The sequence below is a fragment of the Salinicola sp. DM10 genome, from assembly GCF_017306975.2.
Lineage (GTDB): Bacteria > Pseudomonadota > Gammaproteobacteria > Pseudomonadales > Halomonadaceae > Salinicola.
In genome coordinates this window covers 391253-406801 of the sequence record NZ_JAFLEN020000001.1, presented here as the reverse complement: position 1 = coordinate 406801, position 15549 = coordinate 391253, and the positions used below count along the sequence as shown (strand labels likewise).

At 62.1% G+C, this 15549-nt stretch carries 19 protein-coding genes; 16 read left to right on the top strand and 3 right to left on the bottom strand.

Annotated features, from left to right (window positions below):
• Window positions 1-72: 72 nt before the first annotated feature.
• Complete coding sequence (locus J0A90_RS01810) at window positions 73-699, bottom strand: hypothetical protein (RefSeq protein ID WP_207035682.1); 627 nt, start codon at window positions 697-699, stop codon at window positions 73-75.
• 153 nt (window positions 700-852) lie between these two features.
• Between J0A90_RS01810 and J0A90_RS01805 the strand changes: the two genes are divergently transcribed.
• Entirely contained in the window at window positions 853-1182 is a 330-nt protein-coding gene (locus J0A90_RS01805) for a hypothetical protein (protein ID WP_207035680.1), read from the top strand.
• Between the two features lie 68 nt (window positions 1183-1250).
• Here J0A90_RS01805 and J0A90_RS01800 read toward each other — a convergent pair whose 3' ends face one another.
• On the bottom strand, window positions 1251-1853 hold the full coding sequence (locus J0A90_RS01800; protein WP_207035678.1) for a hypothetical protein: 603 nt from the start codon (window positions 1851-1853) through the stop codon (window positions 1251-1253).
• Window positions 1854-1988: 135 nt separating this feature from the next.
• Between J0A90_RS01800 and J0A90_RS01795 the strand changes: the two genes are divergently transcribed.
• The 3 genes from J0A90_RS01795 to J0A90_RS01785 are packed head-to-tail and all read left to right on the top strand — an operon-like array spanning window position 1989 to window position 3324.
• Window positions 1989-2354 carry a D-Ala-D-Ala carboxypeptidase family metallohydrolase gene (locus tag J0A90_RS01795; protein ID WP_207035676.1) on the top strand — a complete coding sequence of 122 codons (366 nt, stop codon included), beginning with the start codon at window positions 1989-1991 and terminating at the stop codon, window positions 2352-2354.
• Window positions 2355-2377: 23 nt separating this feature from the next.
• Complete coding sequence (locus J0A90_RS01790) at window positions 2378-2734, top strand: hypothetical protein (protein ID WP_157958974.1); 357 nt, start codon at window positions 2378-2380, stop codon at window positions 2732-2734.
• Complete coding sequence (locus tag J0A90_RS01785; protein ID WP_207035674.1) at window positions 2731-3324, top strand: 3TM-type holin; 594 nt, start codon at window positions 2731-2733, stop codon at window positions 3322-3324. The genes J0A90_RS01790 and J0A90_RS01785 overlap by 4 nt, the downstream gene beginning before the upstream one ends.
• Before the next feature lie 10 nt (window positions 3325-3334).
• Here J0A90_RS01785 and J0A90_RS01780 read toward each other — a convergent pair whose 3' ends face one another.
• Entirely contained in the window at window positions 3335-3916 is a 582-nt protein-coding gene (locus J0A90_RS01780; RefSeq protein WP_207035673.1) for a hypothetical protein, read from the bottom strand.
• A gap of 105 nt (window positions 3917-4021) precedes the next feature.
• Here J0A90_RS01780 and J0A90_RS01775 point away from each other — a divergent pair, with 105 nt between their 5' ends.
• The 12 genes from J0A90_RS01775 to J0A90_RS01720 all read left to right on the top strand — a co-directional run bounded on the left by J0A90_RS01775 (window position 4022) and on the right by J0A90_RS01720 (window position 15548).
• On the top strand, window positions 4022-4594 hold the full coding sequence (locus tag J0A90_RS01775) for a hypothetical protein (protein WP_207035671.1): 573 nt from the start codon (window positions 4022-4024) through the stop codon (window positions 4592-4594).
• A complete protein-coding gene (locus tag J0A90_RS01770) occupies window positions 4587-6194 on the top strand; it encodes a terminase (RefSeq protein ID WP_207035669.1) in 1608 nt (535 codons plus the stop codon). Before J0A90_RS01775 ends, J0A90_RS01770 begins: the two co-directional genes overlap by 8 nt.
• On the top strand, window positions 6191-6604 hold the full coding sequence (locus tag J0A90_RS01765) for a hypothetical protein (protein ID WP_207035666.1): 414 nt from the start codon (window positions 6191-6193) through the stop codon (window positions 6602-6604). The genes J0A90_RS01770 and J0A90_RS01765 overlap by 4 nt, the downstream gene beginning before the upstream one ends.
• Window positions 6597-8906 (top strand): hypothetical protein, encoded by a 2310-nt coding sequence (locus J0A90_RS01760; RefSeq protein WP_207035664.1) that lies wholly within the window; start codon window positions 6597-6599, stop codon window positions 8904-8906. The genes J0A90_RS01765 and J0A90_RS01760 overlap by 8 nt, the downstream gene beginning before the upstream one ends.
• 191 nt (window positions 8907-9097) lie before the next feature.
• Window positions 9098-10075 (top strand): hypothetical protein, encoded by a 978-nt coding sequence (locus J0A90_RS01755; protein ID WP_207035662.1) that lies wholly within the window; start codon window positions 9098-9100, stop codon window positions 10073-10075.
• 48 nt (window positions 10076-10123) lie between these two features.
• Entirely contained in the window at window positions 10124-11065 is a 942-nt protein-coding gene (locus J0A90_RS01750; RefSeq protein ID WP_233076407.1) for a hypothetical protein, read from the top strand.
• A 52-nt stretch (window positions 11066-11117) separates the two neighbouring features.
• Window positions 11118-11627 (top strand): hypothetical protein, encoded by a 510-nt coding sequence (locus J0A90_RS01745; protein ID WP_207035661.1) that lies wholly within the window; start codon window positions 11118-11120, stop codon window positions 11625-11627.
• A gap of 3 nt (window positions 11628-11630) precedes the next feature.
• Entirely contained in the window at window positions 11631-12332 is a 702-nt protein-coding gene (locus tag J0A90_RS01740; RefSeq protein WP_207035659.1) for a DUF6682 family protein, read from the top strand.
• Entirely contained in the window at window positions 12329-12886 is a 558-nt protein-coding gene (locus J0A90_RS01735) for a hypothetical protein (protein ID WP_207035657.1), read from the top strand. The genes J0A90_RS01740 and J0A90_RS01735 overlap by 4 nt, the downstream gene beginning before the upstream one ends.
• A 32-nt stretch (window positions 12887-12918) precedes the next feature.
• Window positions 12919-13341, top strand: a complete 423-nt coding sequence (locus J0A90_RS01730) for a hypothetical protein (RefSeq protein ID WP_207035655.1) — start codon at window positions 12919-12921, stop codon at window positions 13339-13341.
• Between the two features lie 9 nt (window positions 13342-13350).
• Window positions 13351-15285 carry a hypothetical protein gene (locus J0A90_RS01725; RefSeq protein WP_207035653.1) on the top strand — a complete coding sequence of 645 codons (1935 nt, stop codon included), beginning with the start codon at window positions 13351-13353 and terminating at the stop codon, window positions 15283-15285.
• Complete coding sequence (locus J0A90_RS01720) at window positions 15282-15548, top strand: hypothetical protein (protein WP_207035651.1); 267 nt, start codon at window positions 15282-15284, stop codon at window positions 15546-15548. The genes J0A90_RS01725 and J0A90_RS01720 overlap by 4 nt, the downstream gene beginning before the upstream one ends.
• Window position 15549 lies beyond the last annotated feature (1 nt).

Genomic DNA, 15549 nt, shown 5'->3' with positions numbered 1-15549 from the left:
AGGTGGATCGGCAGGCGGAGACTGGGACGTGGATCGAGATGTCAGAAGCTGCTGACTTCGCAGCCAATCGTATCAACTTAGGAGATGACGGAGAAAAGGGAAGTGGTTGTTTATGCTGTTAATAGCGCGCAACCTCAGTTCCTCATCATCGTCTTCATGCTTACCGAGGCAGAGGTAATAATTCAGCTCTTCGTACTTAGTGAAAATGAACCACTCGCCGGTTAGCGCTTGGCGTTCAATGCGACGATTTAGACCTCCCCGTACGACCTCTTCCGACAGCGCGCCGGCTAAGTCCCATGCCTGGGTGTCTGTGATCGCCAGCCCCTCCAGGGACTGAAGGTGTTTTTCGATGTGCTTCCACTTGTCTTGTCGTCCTTCGTTGAGGACGTTCATGGCAAGGGCTGGCACTCCAATCTGCTGATGGTGCTTGTGCCATAGGCCCTTTAGAACCGGGCCTTTAAAAGCGGCCGCGGGCTTCGTTTGCGTGAGGCCCTTGCCTTCAAGTGAAGCTATTTCCTTGACTACCCGCCGCGGGTCGATGGTCTCAGTCAAGAAGGTATGAATATAGAGTTCGGCAAGAAAATACCGGGCTATTCTGCCGGGTGCCACTTCTTCGAGCCCTAGATGTCGCGCGAAGTCATTAGCTTCCGCCGTCAGATCTTCACCGTTTAGCACAAACTTACTTAGCTCGCAGCCCATATATCGCCCTCTCTGGTCGCGCCCTGTGGCTACCATAGCCCATTTAGTGTCAACGAGGGTACGGCGGAACGGCACACGGTACGGTGTGCCGTTCCGTTCCGTAGGGCACTGGCATATGATCGTGACTGGCGTCCCTGAGACCAGGATTTCATAATGAAGATGGTAAAGAGCGCGTTCGATAGGGCGAAGCACCGTGTCATTCTGGGGCTCACGCCAGACAGGTGCGGCTTGGCGGCAGCGACGATAGTGATTCTGGGCATCTTTGGTCTTTTCTCAGGTCTCAGCGGATCAGGCACCACCCACGGGCTGAATATGATGGGTGGAGGGCTTGGCATGGCGGTCGGTTTGCTTGTGCTGATGGGCTTGCCGCTGGTCGCGGGCCTATGGGTCCGGAAGGCTGTGAAGCGGAAGCGCGATGCCTGTTACCGAGAACGACAAAAAGCGCAACCTAATAATTCAATGATAGACAGCAGATACAAATAATGCGCCCCTCCTGATTAAAAGCCGGATTCTTGATGGTCTTCGGGTGATGTAATGTTTTCTGTAATGCTTTAGCGGCAAGATAGGTTTAAGTAGGGGCCAGTCTTAAATCCGGTAACCAAGCAATCGCTTTCTTTCCTCGATGACTGAATCTCAATGCTTGGGATTTGAGTTATGGCGACTTGAGAAGTTGCTTCCTTATTTGCGTTAGAAAAAAAGCCAGCAATTGCGATTACAGTCGCGATCAACCCGAATATCCACCCGCTCCACTGTATCGCCGCTGAGCGCTTATCACGCCACGCTTTGTCTCTCATGTCGGCTAAAACAGACTCCAGCATTGGGAAATTGACTTCAATGTCAGTTTCGTTGATCCAGAGCAAATTGATAGTTCGATCGTCTTTATCCTTAAGGGCATGTTTTACATGAAGCACGAACATGAGTCTTCCAAAAACGTACGAACGTGGCAGCTTTAGGTTTTTTGCTATCTTATCTGTATCGATTTTTAAAAAATGCTCAACGTAGGATATGTCTTTTGGATTTGATTTGAGTTTTTTGCTGTACTCCTCTGAATATAGTGTATGGATTTCATCTAAGATTCGAAGGTCAGTGGCAATGGCTTTCAGGAAATACTTTTTTTTCATCATTTTTGGACTGTACATTTGGATGTGGATCACAGCCTAGGAGGGTAACCTCTGGCTGATGTAGTTGTCACTATGCGTTAATCACCCTGCTCTAAACCCCGTACCATAGTCCCTGGCCACGCCGTGAGGCGTCATCATTCCTAACCACTGTCGGGAGACAGAGGGACCATGGACATCTCTCAAGTAAGCCCCCATTTCCGTCGCGCCGAGTTCGCCTGCCACTGCGGGTGCGGCTTCGATACCGTCGACGTGAGCACCCTGGCCATCGTCCAGGCTGTGCGCGACCACTTCGGCGTCCCCGTCACGATCAACAGCGGTTGCCGCTGCCCCGAGCACAACCGTGCCATCGGCGGCGCCACCCACAGCCAGCACGTTCTCGGCCGCGCTGCTGACATCGCCGTCCAGGACGTCTCGCCCGATACCGTTCACGACTGGATCGCGAGCGAATTCCCGTCGGCCAGTCTTGGCCGATACCGGACGTTCACCCACGTCGACACGCGGACCAGCGGCCCGGCCCGCTGGGACATGCGGTAGCCGCATGGCTACTGGGAGCGCACGTGGCTATGTCTGAAGTGCCAAGGCAAGGGTCGCAACTCGACCGCATCGAAACCTCGATCGACGATCTCCGCTCGATCAATACGCAGATCCTGGACCGCCTGACGCGCATGGAAGAGCGCCAGAACGTCCACGCGACCGAGATGGGCAAGCAGGAAGGGCGCCTCGACGACCACGCCCAGCGCATCCGCGACCTGGAGCTGGCAACGGCCGTCGCTGGATCGACGGGCGATAGTCGGCACCAGGTGTCGTCCCAGCGCTGGTCGATGGTCGGTGCCGTGCTGCTGGTGGCCCTGGGCGCCTGTCTCTCCGCGGGCTCCGAGATCATCACCGACCTGATCGGGAGGGGCGGCTCATGATCGACTGGAAGTCGGCAGCGACTGAGGTCGCGAAGGTGGCGCCGGCGGTGGCCACCGCTCTTGGCGGCCCGGCCACCGGCGGGATAACGGCCGGGGCAGTGACCATGATTGCCAGCATGCTGGGTATCGACGAAGACCCGGCATCGCTGATCGCCGCGACGAAAGACCCCGAGAAGCGCGCAGAGCTGGTGCGGATCAACAACGAGCACCGGCGCGAGCTGGAATCGATGCGCCTGCAGGCAGAGCAGGCGCAGGCCGCCGAGGAAACGAAGCGGCTGAGCGAGGTCAACGCCACGATGCGGGCCGAGTTGGGCGCCGAGGGCTGGTTCAAGAGCGGTTGGCGCCCGGCTGTTGGCTGGGTCCTGGCGTTCTCGTTCGGCGCGATGGCTGTGGCTCTGGTCGTCACTGTTCTGCGCGAGCCCAGTCAACTCCCATCGGCTATGGACGGCATCATCACGTTGATCGTGGCAATGGGTACCGTGCTGGGCGTGAATATCAACGCCCGGACGACCGAGAAGCACCTGGATCGGACGGGCGCGAAGCCGGTGACATTGATGGATGCAGTTAAGACCCGGCTTTCTGGGCGGTAGCAGTCGAGCTTTATAACTCCAGCAAGAACTTGAGGCTACGAACGCGATCAACTTTTTTCTTGGCAACGGCTGCGACCAAGAAGCTGAAAAGTAGAATGCAAATCAAGCCGGCTGGTTGCAAGAGCTTCATTGTGAGAGTTAAGCCTGTGGTGTCTACAAAATGTTTTAAGGCTGCTGGGTAAATGACGGTCATTATGGCGATAAAGATATATCCCCCGAACCACCAATTTCGGTTTCGCTCATATCTGGCCAAGCTTTGACGTCTCAGGAAGAACTTGGCTTTATAAGGGTCCAGTGAAAGGAGGTTTGATGCTTTTTCCAGATGGCCTAAGCCTTTCTTTAGGCATCCTTTCTGATAGACGAACGCTACATGCTTGGGAGCGATTTTTTCTTTGCTGTATTCCGATAGCAAGTATTTCAGATAGTTTGGGTCTGAGGAAGTTTTACGCCCTTCTGCTCTGAGCTCCTGCGCAATCGTCGTTCGGAGGTTTACGTAATGGTGCTGTTTTGTTTGTATGCGACCCGCGTGAGAAATGTATGCAGTAACACCAACACCCCAGACTGTGAGTACGTAGGAAACATAGTCAGGCATTGTATAATCCCCCGTTCGTCGACTCGTTATGAAAGGCCAGAGTAGGGTTCATTTCATTTCAAAGTAAAGCAAGGAGCAGCACGCCGAGAGGCGTTCTGGTAGCACATGGCCAAGCCAAAGGGCAAACGCTACGACTGGGAGACGGTGGAGGCCGACTACCGCACCGGCCGATTCTCGCTGCAGCAGCTCGCCGACAAGCACGGGCCGAGCAAGACCCAGGTGGCGCGCAAGGCGCGCGAGGAAGGCTGGGAAAAGGATCTGACCCAGGCGGTGCAGCAGCGTACGCGCGAGAAGCTCACGCGCAACGAGAGCGACCTGCCCGATACGCCGGAGTGCGACATCGTCGAGCGCGCGGCCACCGAGAACGCGTCAGTGGTTCACGGCCACCGTGAGGCGCTGGCGCAGTGGCGCGGCATCAACGAACGCTTCATCCGGCGGCTGACCGAGCAGCTCGACCGCGGGACGCGAGAGGTGCAGCTCAAGACCGGCGACATCGCCGAGATCGACCTCGACCTGGACTACGTCGGAAAGTGCATCGGTCACGGTACGGGCGCGCTTGAGCGCGTCGTGAAGATGGAGCGCGTGTCGTACGGGTTGGACGTCGACACCGGCGAAGGTGAGGGCAAGTCGCTCCAGGACCTGATGGGTGAGCTGGCCGCCCAGGAAGCCGATGAGTGATCGCACCCGGGAGGTGAAGCGAGCGGACCGGTTTCTGCGGCTGTACCGCGAAGGCCGTCTCACCGAGCGCGCCGACCTGATCTATGCGCTAAGCCTGAAGTGGTTTCGGCTCAATGCCCTGTACCGCATCAAAGACAAGAACGGGAAGGTGCGTCGGTTTCGGCCGAACCTCGCCCAGCGCGAGCGCTTCGTCAACGCCCACTACTGGGACTTGATCTTGAAAGCGCGGCAGCTCGGGTTCACGACGTTCGAGATGATCGACGCGCTCGACGATTGCCTGTTCACGGCCAACTACTCGGCAGGGTGCATCGCGCACAAGCTCGACGACGCCAAGGACATCTTCCACAACAAGATCCGCTTCGCCTTCGAGAACATCGACGATCAGTGGTTGGCCATCTTCAAGCTGATCGGCCTCAAGCTGCCGCGCCCGGTGAACGACAAGGGCGAGTCGATGCGCTTCGACAATGGCTCGAGCATCAAGGTCTCGACGTCCTACCGCGGCGGCACGCTCCAGCGCCTGCACGTTAGTGAGTTCGGCAAGATCTGCCGCAAGTACCCCGATAAGGCCAAGGAGATCGTCACCGGTGCGTTCGAGGCGGTCGGGGTCGGCAACAAAATCACGATCGAGAGCACGGCAGAGGGGCGTGAGGGCTACTTCTTCGACTATGCCCAAGGCGCCCAGCAGCTCCAGCAGATGGGCAGAGCCCCGACCGAGCTGGACTTCCAGTTTCACTTCTTCCCCTGGTGGCAAGACCCGGCCTATCGCATCAACCCAGACGGCGTGGTCGTGCCGCAGTGGATTCGCGAGTACTTCGAGCAGCTCGATCTGAAATACGGCATCAAGACCGATGCAGGGCAGCAGGCTTGGTACGCGAAGAAGGCCGAGACGCTCCAGGACGACATGAAGCGCGAGTACCCGTCCCGCCCGGAGGAAGCGTTCGAGCAGTCGGCCGAGGGCGCTTACTACCTGCAGCAGATGCTCTTCCTGCGCAAGAACGGCCGCATCACGACAAAGGTGCAGCATAACCCCGCGCTGCCGGTGTTCACCGCCTGGGATCTGGGTATGAACGACAGTATGGCGATCTGGTTCGCCCAGGTCGTCGGGCGCGAGATTCACTTGATCGACTATCTCGAAGACAGCGGCGAGGGCATCGAGTACTACGCCGACCTGCTCAACAAGAAACCCTACCGCTATGGCGGCCACTTCGGCCCGCACGACCTGGCGGTGAAGGAGATCGGTACAGGCAAGAGCCGGGTCGACGTCGCCAAGGGCTACGGCATCCAGTTCACCGTGATCCCCCGCATTACGACGATGGCCGAAGGCCGCCAGGCCGTCCGTGCGTTTCTGCCCCAGTGCTGGATTGCCGAGGACCAATGCTCGCAAGGTGTCGATTGCCTCGACAATTACCGCAGAGAGTGGGACGACAAGCTCGGCGTCTACAAGGACAGGCCACGGCATGACTGGGCATCCCACGGCGCCAAGGCGTTCGAGACGCTGGCACGGTCCGACATTTTCGAGCGAGCCGGGTTCGGCGGCGGGTTTAACGCCCCGAGCAGTAACCAACAATCCGCGCGACAGCGCTGGGGAGCACACACGTGAGCGTGAGCGAAGACATCCAGATCGTCGGCCGCATCCAGACCGACACCATCGACCGCGAAAAGCAGGAAGCCGCGCGCGTCGCGCAGTACGTCGCCCCCGAGCTTGCCGCGATCGCCGTACCCCATCCCGATGTACGCCAGGACGTCGGTAACGTCCAGGTCGACTTCGGCTATGCCCATTGGGGCGCGACGAAGCATGAGCCTATCTGTCGCCTCTCGTGGCGGCTGCCCGGCGACTTTGGCGCCGAGATCAACATCAAGCTCGCCGAGTTTCGCGTCGACCCCGCGGGCTACATCAACGACCTGCTGAAGCACCTGGGCCCGATGTATCGCAACGCTCAGAAGCTCCGCGTGAAGAAGCAGCACGCCACCGACGCGATCTATCGCGCGCTGGGGGCGAACCATGGCTGATCGGCAGTCGCTGGGGCTGCTCCAGTATCGCAGCAGCGCCGACTTGCTGGCTGAGGAGCAGGAAGCCGAGCGCCAGCAGCAGGAAGAGGCGCGGCGCCGCCGCGATATGGTCGAGCAGTCGCTGGCCGGCCACATTCGCAAGTGCTGGGAGAATGCCAAGACGTCGAAGGCGGACGTCGAGCATCGGATGCTGGACTGTCTACGCCGGCGTAAGGGCGAGTACGACCAGACCAAGCTCGCCGCGATCCGCAACGAGGGCGGCTCGGACATCTACATGATGCTCACCGCGACGAAGATCCGCGCAGCAGCTGCGTGGATTCGCGACGTGCTGATGCCCGCGCACGAACGCCCGTGGGGGCTCGACCCGACCCCCGTCTCCGACATCCCTCAGCCCTATGTGCAGCAGCTCCAGCAGCAGGTAGCCCAGCAGCTTCAGCAGCTCGCCGCCAATGGTCAGCAGGTCGGCCCTGGACAGGCCGAGGCGATGCTGGAGAGTGCCAAGGAGGATCTGCGCGCCGAGGTGCAGAAGCGCGCCCGGAAAGCCGCCGACCGCCACGAAGACCTGATTGCGGATCAGCTTGCTGAAGGTGGTTGGATCGAAGGAATCGAGGCCTTCATCGACGACTTCGTGACCTACCCGGGCGCCGTGCTCAAAGGGCCGATGATGCGCCGCGTACCAGCGCTGGTGTGGGGTGAGGGCTGGACGCCGATCAAGAGCACCGAAGTGCGGCCCGAGTTCGATCGGGTCTCGCCGTTCGACCTCTACCCCTCGCCGGATAGCACGAGCTGCGACGACGGCGCCTACTTGATCGAGCGTATCCGCTACACCCGGGCGCACCTCAACCAGCTTCGCGGAGTGCGGGGCTACAGCGACGACGCGCTGGAAGCCGTGCTCAAGGACTACGGCCAGGGCGGGCTTCGTGATTGGCTTTGGACCGACAGCGAGCGCCAGACACTCGAAGGGCGTGGCCATGAGTGGCTGAGCGGCAGCGAGACCATCGACGGCATCCAGTACTGGGGGAGTGCGCAGGGGCTGTCGCTGCTGCAGTGGGGGCTCGATCCGGCGCTGATCGACGATCCGCTGGCCGAGTACGAAGTGGAGGCCATCTTGATCGGTCAGCACGTCGTGCGCTGCGTCATCAATCGCGATCCGCTGGGCTCACGTCCCTACCACAAAGCCAGCTATCAGCCCGTGCCGGGGTCTTTCTGGGGGCAGGCCATTGCCGAGCTGATGGCCGACATTCAGGACACCTGCAACGCCACGGCGCGCAGCCTGATCAACAACCTCGCTATTTCGTCCGGGCCGCAGGTCGACGTCAACACCGATCGCATTCAGCCCGGCGAGGACATCACGTCGTTCCACCCGTGGAAGGTCTGGCGCACGAAGGGGTCGATGGTGAACAACGACCCGGCGGTGCGGTTCTTCGCGCCGCCGAGCAATGCCGCGGAGCTGATGGGCGTCTACGAGAAGTTCGAGGTCAAGGCGGACGATGCGACGAACATCCCGCGCTACACCTATGGCAACGAGAAGATCGGCGGCGCCGGCAACACGGCATCGGGCCTGTCGATGCTCATGGAGAGCGCGAACAAAGGCATCAAGGACGCAATAAGGCATATCGACCGCGGCGTGATCCGACGGGTCATTCAAGGCCTGTGGCTGTTCAACATGCAGTACAGCGACGACCAGAGCATCAAGGGCGACTGCAAAGCCGTTCCCCGCGGTTCCAGCGCCATGCTGCAGCGCGAACAGACACAGGTCGCACGACAGCAGTTCCTGGGTATGACGGCGAACGAGACCGACATGGGGATCATCGGCGTGCCTGGCCGGGCGCGGTTGCTGCGCGCGCTCGCTGAGCAGCTCGACATGCCTGACCTGGTGCCGGATGACCGGGAGATCGAGGCCAGGATGGCGCAGCAGAACCAGGCGCAGCAGGCCGCCCAGAAGGCGGAACAGCAGAATCAGCAAATCGAGGCTCAGGAGAAGCAGGCCGACGCGGCGAAAGCTCAGGCGGAGGCCGAGCAGACCCAGGCAGAAACCCAACACGATCAGGCGATGGCCCCGCTGGAGCAGCGGCGGCTACTCGCTGAGATCCTCAAGCTCGTAAGCGAGGCGAAGGAGCATGGACATCAGCAAACAGGAGTGGAAGGCGCTGGCCCGATTGCGCCAGAGCGACGAGGGCAAGGTCTTGGTGGGGCTTCTCCAGCGCCAGCGGGAGCAGGCCCGGGACGCGCTGGAAATGTCTCAAGCAGAGCATTTCAACCACCAGCAGGGGCGGGCGTCAGCGCTTCGGGACTGGCTTGATATTCTGGACCGGGCGCCAGAGTGCGCTCGGGACTGATCGCAGTCGCCGGCGGATGGCCGCCGGCCTCACGCCTGAGCCGTTTCAGCGAGACGGCTCACGCGTGGGCAGCTCGACCGCGCAGGCCATCGCGGCCGAACACTGACCCCAAACCGTGAACACCGGCGATGCCGGCTCACCGAAGGAACCGAAGATGTCTCTACCCCATCGCGTCCAGGAACAAGCCGATGCCGCTGCACGGCATTTCCAGCAGCTCGGAAACTCCGAGGCAGCCGACGACCAGGCCAACGTCGCGCCCCCGGCTTCCGAACACTCGCAGGAAACCGACGACGGCCAGCACTCCCAGGACGACACGCCGCCCACTGACCAGCGTCAGGCGGAACACCAGCCCCAGGCCGACAGCGAGCAGGGCGCCGCCTATTGGCGTCACCGCTTCAATGTCAGCGAGGGCCGGCTCCGTACCGCGACCGATGAGAATCGTACGCTGAAAGAGACGCTGCGCCAGCGCGACGAGCGGATCGCCCAGATGGAGCAGTCCGGTGGCCACGCGAACGGCAATCTAACGGCCGGCGAAGTGACCAAACTGGATCAGCTCAAGGAGGAATACGGCTCCGACCTGGTCGACGCGTTGAACTCACTCATCGAGCACAAGCTGCCGAAGGCGAGCCCCAGCGACGAGCGTGTCGAGAAAATCGAGCAGCGCCTGCAGCAGGAAGACCAGGCGCGCAACGACGATCTCGAAGCGCAATTCTGGGAGCGCCTCTCTCAGCGTGTGCCGCGCCTGAGCGAGATCAACAAAGACCCGGGGTTCCTGCAGTGGCTCGGCGACGTCGACCGCTTCTCTGGCGTCATGCGCCAGCAGTTGCTGACCGACGCCCAGCAGCAGCTCGACGCGGACCGGGTAGCGGACATCTTCGACGCTTACTCCAGCGGCACGCAGTCCTCAACCCACAGTGACGGGGCCTCATCCGGCAAGCGGGAGATTCCCGAAGACCAGGTGCAGCCCCGTCAGACCCGCAGCACCCAGACGCCGGCGGCCGAAAAGGTCTGGACTCGGGAGGAAATCTCCCAGTTCTACCGTGATCGTCAGCAAGGCCGGTACTCGAAAGAAGAGGGCGAGCGTGTCGAAGCCGACATCTTTGCCGCACAGCAGCAAGGCCGCGTCCACTAAGCGAGCGCGGTAGTCACGCCGTGACGGCGTCACTCAAGGAATAGACACATGGCAGGTCCGACTCGCGCCGCGACGCACCCTGACTATAGCTCCGGCTCCAGCGCCGGATTCATCCCCGAAATCTGGTCGGGCAAGATGATCGAGAAGCTGTACGCACGCACGTGCTACGGCGAGATCGCCAATACCGACTACGAGGGCGAGATTCGCCAGAAGGGCGACACCGTCCAGATCCGCACCACACCCGGCATCACCATCCGCGACTACCAGGTCGGCGGCGGCCTCACGTACGAGAAGCCGACCAGCGACAAGGTGGAGCTCCAGATCGATCAGGCCAAGTACTTCGCCTTCGAGGTCAACGACGTCGATGCGTATCAGTCGGACATCAAGCTGATGGACGACTGGTCCGATGATGCCGGACAGCAGATGAAGATCGAGATCGACACCGCGCTGCTGGGCAAGCACTACGCCGATGCCGCCCCCGAGAACGCTGGCAACCAGGCCGGTGCCAAGTCCGGCGGGTACCAGCTTGGCGAAGCCGGCGCGCCGGTGCTGATCGACCGCAACAACATCCTGGATGTGCTGGTCGATTGCGGCTCCGTCCTGGACGAGCAGAACGTACCGGACGAGAACCGTTACCTGATCCTGCCGGCCTGGCTGAACGGGATGCTCAAAAAGTCCGACCTGCGCGACGCATCGGTCATGGGCGACAGCACGTCGGTGTTCCGCAACGGCAAGGTCGGCATGCTCGACCGCTTCACCGTCTACATCTCCAACAACCTGTCGATCGTCGATGACGCCGGGGCCAGCAAAAAGGCCACGAACGTCTTCTTCGGTCACAAGAAGGGTCTCACCTTCGCTTCGCAGATGACCGAGATGGAGACGCTCCCGAACCCGAGTGACTTCGGGAAGCTGGTGCGCGGCCTGAACGTCTTCGGCTCCAAGGTCATCGACCAAGATGCCGTCGGCCATCTCTACGCCGCTCGCGCGTGACCGTCGGGGCGCCTCCGGGCGCCCCCTCTCTGCATCCATAGGAGAAGGACGCATGACCGAACTGACCAAAGACCAACTGGTCGAGCAGCTCGAAGTCGCGGAGTCCAAGGAGGCACTCGAAGCCTTGGGCAAGAAGCATCTCGGCGTCGACGTCGACAAGCGTCGCGGTATCGAGAGCATTCGGGCCGACCTTGTCGAGGCTGCCGATACGTCTTCCAATAGCGACGCCGGCGAAGATGCCGACAGCGTTGGGGACGAGGCAGGCCAGGGCGAAGGGAGCGGCGAGCAGAGCGCGGAAACGTCCGACGCCCAAGCGGACAGCTCGCCGACACCGACCGACGACGCACCGGTTACTGGCGGCCCCACAGACGAGCACGTGCCGACCGCCGAGCAGCTCCCGCGAAAGCCCAAGGTCAACCCGGCAACGCAGGGTGCCGAGGCTGGCGCTGTGGCTGGCAGCGGCAGCGAGCGCCGCAACCGCATGCTGGAGAACACCCAGAACGGACGGCGACTCGTCTGGACGGCAGCGCTCGCCAATCTGCCGCACATGCGTGAGGTCTGATGCATGGCCGTCACCACCGTCGGGACCGTGATCAACAACACCAAGCTCGTGCTGCAGGAAGTTACGGCCGCCGGCACGCGCTGGGCTAACGAAGAGCTGATCGGCTGGCTCAACGAGGGCTACCAGGCGGTCACCCAGGTGAAGCCGGATGCATCGAGCGTCAACGCGACGCTCAAACTCAAAGAAGGCACTCGGCAGGAGATTCCGGCTGATGGTCTCCGGCTGATTGACGTGGTGCGCAATACCACGGCATCAAGCCTGATGATGGGGATCATGATCACGACTCGACGTGCGCTCGATACCACCCGGCGGAGCTGGCACGCGGACCCGAAGAGCGTCGATATCGAGCAGTACGTGTTCGATGATCAGGATCCGACGCACTTCTATGTCTATCCGCCGGCAGCGAATGGCGCCGAGGTGGAGCTGATCTACTCCGCGGTGCCGAAGCCACATGACGTCGGCAAAGGGCTGCAGGGCCTCGCCAGCGAGCCGATTCGGCTGCCGGACAGCTACGCACCGTGCTTGACCGACTACATCCTGTTCCGCGCCTACAGCAAGGACGCTGAGCACGCCGCCAACCTCAATCGCGCCCAGATGCATCTACAGGCGGTATCGACCGCGCTGGGACAGAAGGTCGAGATCGACCGGGCGTTGTCGCCCAACGCGCCTGACGGCTCTTCGAACCCGCCGCGGAGCCGCGCATGAATCTCGTCGAGATGACGCAAATGGTGAGTGTCGATGTGCCTACAGCGCCGCTGATGACGGTGCGCGATGCGCTTGCATGGGCTGCGCGGGCGTTCTGCACCGATGCGGATGCTTGGGTGGTTGAGGGCCAGCCTGTCGTCGTTGCTGCCAATACCGACTACCCGGAGGTGTTGTCTGACGAGGGGGAGCCGCTGCGCATCCTCAGCCTCGCTCTGGAGGGGGGCGAGCGACGGCAGGGAGAGGGGTTCTCCCAGGTCTCGGCGACCTCGATTCACTTCGACCGGCGGCCTAGCGAGTCTGTTCTATACGGCAGCCTGGCTTGTCGGCCGACAGTGGGTGAAATGCCGCCTGCAGTGGTATGCGACCGATGGGGCGAGGCGTTCTGCGACGGTGCCCGCTACCGGCTGCTCGTCATGCCCCAGCCATGGCGCGACCCAGATATGGCTCGCCACTACCGTGACAATTTCGAGCGCGCCAAGGCCAGCGCCCGGCAGCTCTCTAGCCTTGGGCATGGAATTGGCGGTGCATGCGTAAAGATGCGCCGCTTCATTTGAAAAACCAGCAACTTACCGTGAGGTAACGCACCATGTCGTCATTCAGTGACTATCTCGAAGAAGGCATCCTCGGCCATACCCTGCGCGGCGCCGCGCTGGCCGTGCCGTCGACGATCTATATCGCGCTGTTCACCAGCGATCCCACCGACAGCAACACCGGCAACGAAGTGTCGGACTCCGGCTATCTGCGCCAGGATGCTGCCAAGGGCGGCAGCATCGAGTCGGGCTGGACAGCGCCCACCGCGAGTGGCGACGGCACCATGTCGAGCAATGCGAAGCTGGTGCAGTTTCCGCCGGTGGCCGACGGCCAGGTCACCGTGTCGCATTACGGAATCTACGACGCTCAGTCGGGCGGCAACCTGCTCTATCACGCGCCGTTCACCGTCGCCAAGACGCTGCAGATCAATGACGTGCTGTCGATCGATGTCGGCGGTATCCAGGTCGTGCTGCGCTAAACGCCTACGATGACGACCGCCGTTCTGCTTAACAACGTCGCGATCAACGCCTCGCGGCGCTACACGCACGGTGAGGGTGTGCCGGTGGCCGCGCGTGCTACCGCTGTCGGCAGCGCCACGCGGGTGGTGAGGGCGATCGGTAGGGCGTCAGCTGATGCATCGGCCCAGGGTGATTGCCGCCTTGTTGCCGGCATGTCCGGTGTCGCCATGGCAACCTGCCTGGCCCAACCGGCCGACGGGTGGCGGATCAGCAGCGCCGGCACGCACCCTATTGCGGCGTCCGCCACAGCCGGTGGGTCGGCTGTGAGGCTTGTGCCGGCCAAAGGGATGGCCGTGGCCCGGGCGGGCTCGGCGGCCGTATCGACCCGCTACGCCAGGCTACGCGGCGACAGCATTCCCGCAGGTGATGGTGCGCTCAACGGCGCCATGCTCAACGGCGCCCCATCGTATGACACCCGGGCGGTGGCCACTGCTGGCATCAATCTCGAACCGCAGGTGCTCGCCACCCGGCTCATAGAGCCTAGTGCGCTGGCCATTATCGGCACGGCCACTCTTACTCCCCTGGCTTACGACCTTACCCGCTGGATGCGCGCCCGCCCGATGCGGGCCCTAGGCCTGTCGTTTGCCGACGAAGCCAGAATCCGGCGTCTCCACGTTCACCAAGTCAGTGCTGGCGGCTCGGCAATCGCCCGCGCCTTCACGCGTGCTGTGCCCAACGCCATCCTCGGCTACGGGTTCACGCGTGCCTATGCCATTGGCTCGATCGATCCCAGCGCCATCATCGTGGCGCGGGCATCGAGACCGGATCGAGCCATTGGGCAGGCTGTGTCCGGCATCAACGCCACGACCCATCACGATACTGGTGGCATGGCCGTCGGTCGTGCGGAGAGTTTCGGGGTGTGCGACGTCATCCGTGACGACGTTCGCTATGCCTATGCCGTTGGTAGCGCACGAGCGCGAGCCGTCGCTTCTGGGGGGGCGGTGCGCTGGGCAGTGGCCGTACCCATCACACGCCCGACCTATACCGAGTGCCGCATCGACGGAGTCCTGATCGCTCGAGATTTTGGGGGCAGAGCAGTGGCCACGGCAGTCGCGACCGGTGCGCTTGGCACTACTACCCATTGGGTGGCCGCCCGAATGTCCTTCCCGGCCGCGGCAAGGGTTTCCGCGTTTGAACCGACGGTCATGCGGCGCTTTGAAAGTGTTGCTGAGGCACTGGCTGTCAGCGCAGGTAACGGCATCCGCTGGACTGCGCAGCTCGCGTCAGGCAGTGCGAGTGCTGTTGCCAAGATGGTGCCAGCCATCGCCCGAGTCATCACCGATGGGCGGGGTGCCGCTGCCGCCACCGCGGATGCCGCCGCTCGGCCGGTACGTTATGCCTACGCCCGTGGCAGCTCGATCAGCGTTGGCGGCGTCACCCTGCGCGCCGAGATCAATGTGGCGCGCTGGATGGTGGGCGCCGATGCGACGGCTGATGCTCAGTCCATAGGAGCGCCGCGACAGGAACACAGTGCCGTTGCCACCCCAGTCGACGCTGGCGCCATGGCGACCGGCGACGCCGCGATCGTGACCGTTCGCGCCACACCTCAGCATGCTCTGTCACAGGCAGATATCCGACCACTGGTGCCACGCAACGTCGTCATCCGCGCCGAAGGGCACGCTTCAGCGGATGCCGTCACAACGGCCGCGGCTCGTCGGTTGCACTACGTCGACACATGGGCGCTGCAGCAGGTCGGGGAGGGGCCGCTGGGCAGCATGATGCTCAACGGCGGCGGCCTCAGTTGGCGGGGCGCTTCGGTGGCCACTACGCGTGTCGTTATCGACCGCACCACTTTCAAGATCAATGCCGCCCGCGCGGCCAACAGTCGTCGCACGCTTCGACTGACCGCGGATCAGCGGCTACTGACCGTGCCCTACACCAGCCGAGAGTACCGCGTCGCATGAAGAGCTTCAGAAAACAGCCCCGCGACCACCTGGATTACGACGTCATCCTCACCGACTGGCTTGAGCCCGAAGACGAGATTACCGGGGTGGAGATCGAAACACCGGCGGGTATTGCGGTCACGCAGCGGAGCGTCGAGCCCGACCGGATCAAGGTCTGGGTCGCCGGGGGTGCCAGTGGCCAGTCGTACAAGCTCACGCTGCTGATCTACACGCGGAGCCGCATCAAGGAAGTCGAACTACTCATCATCGTGGTGGAGATGTAAA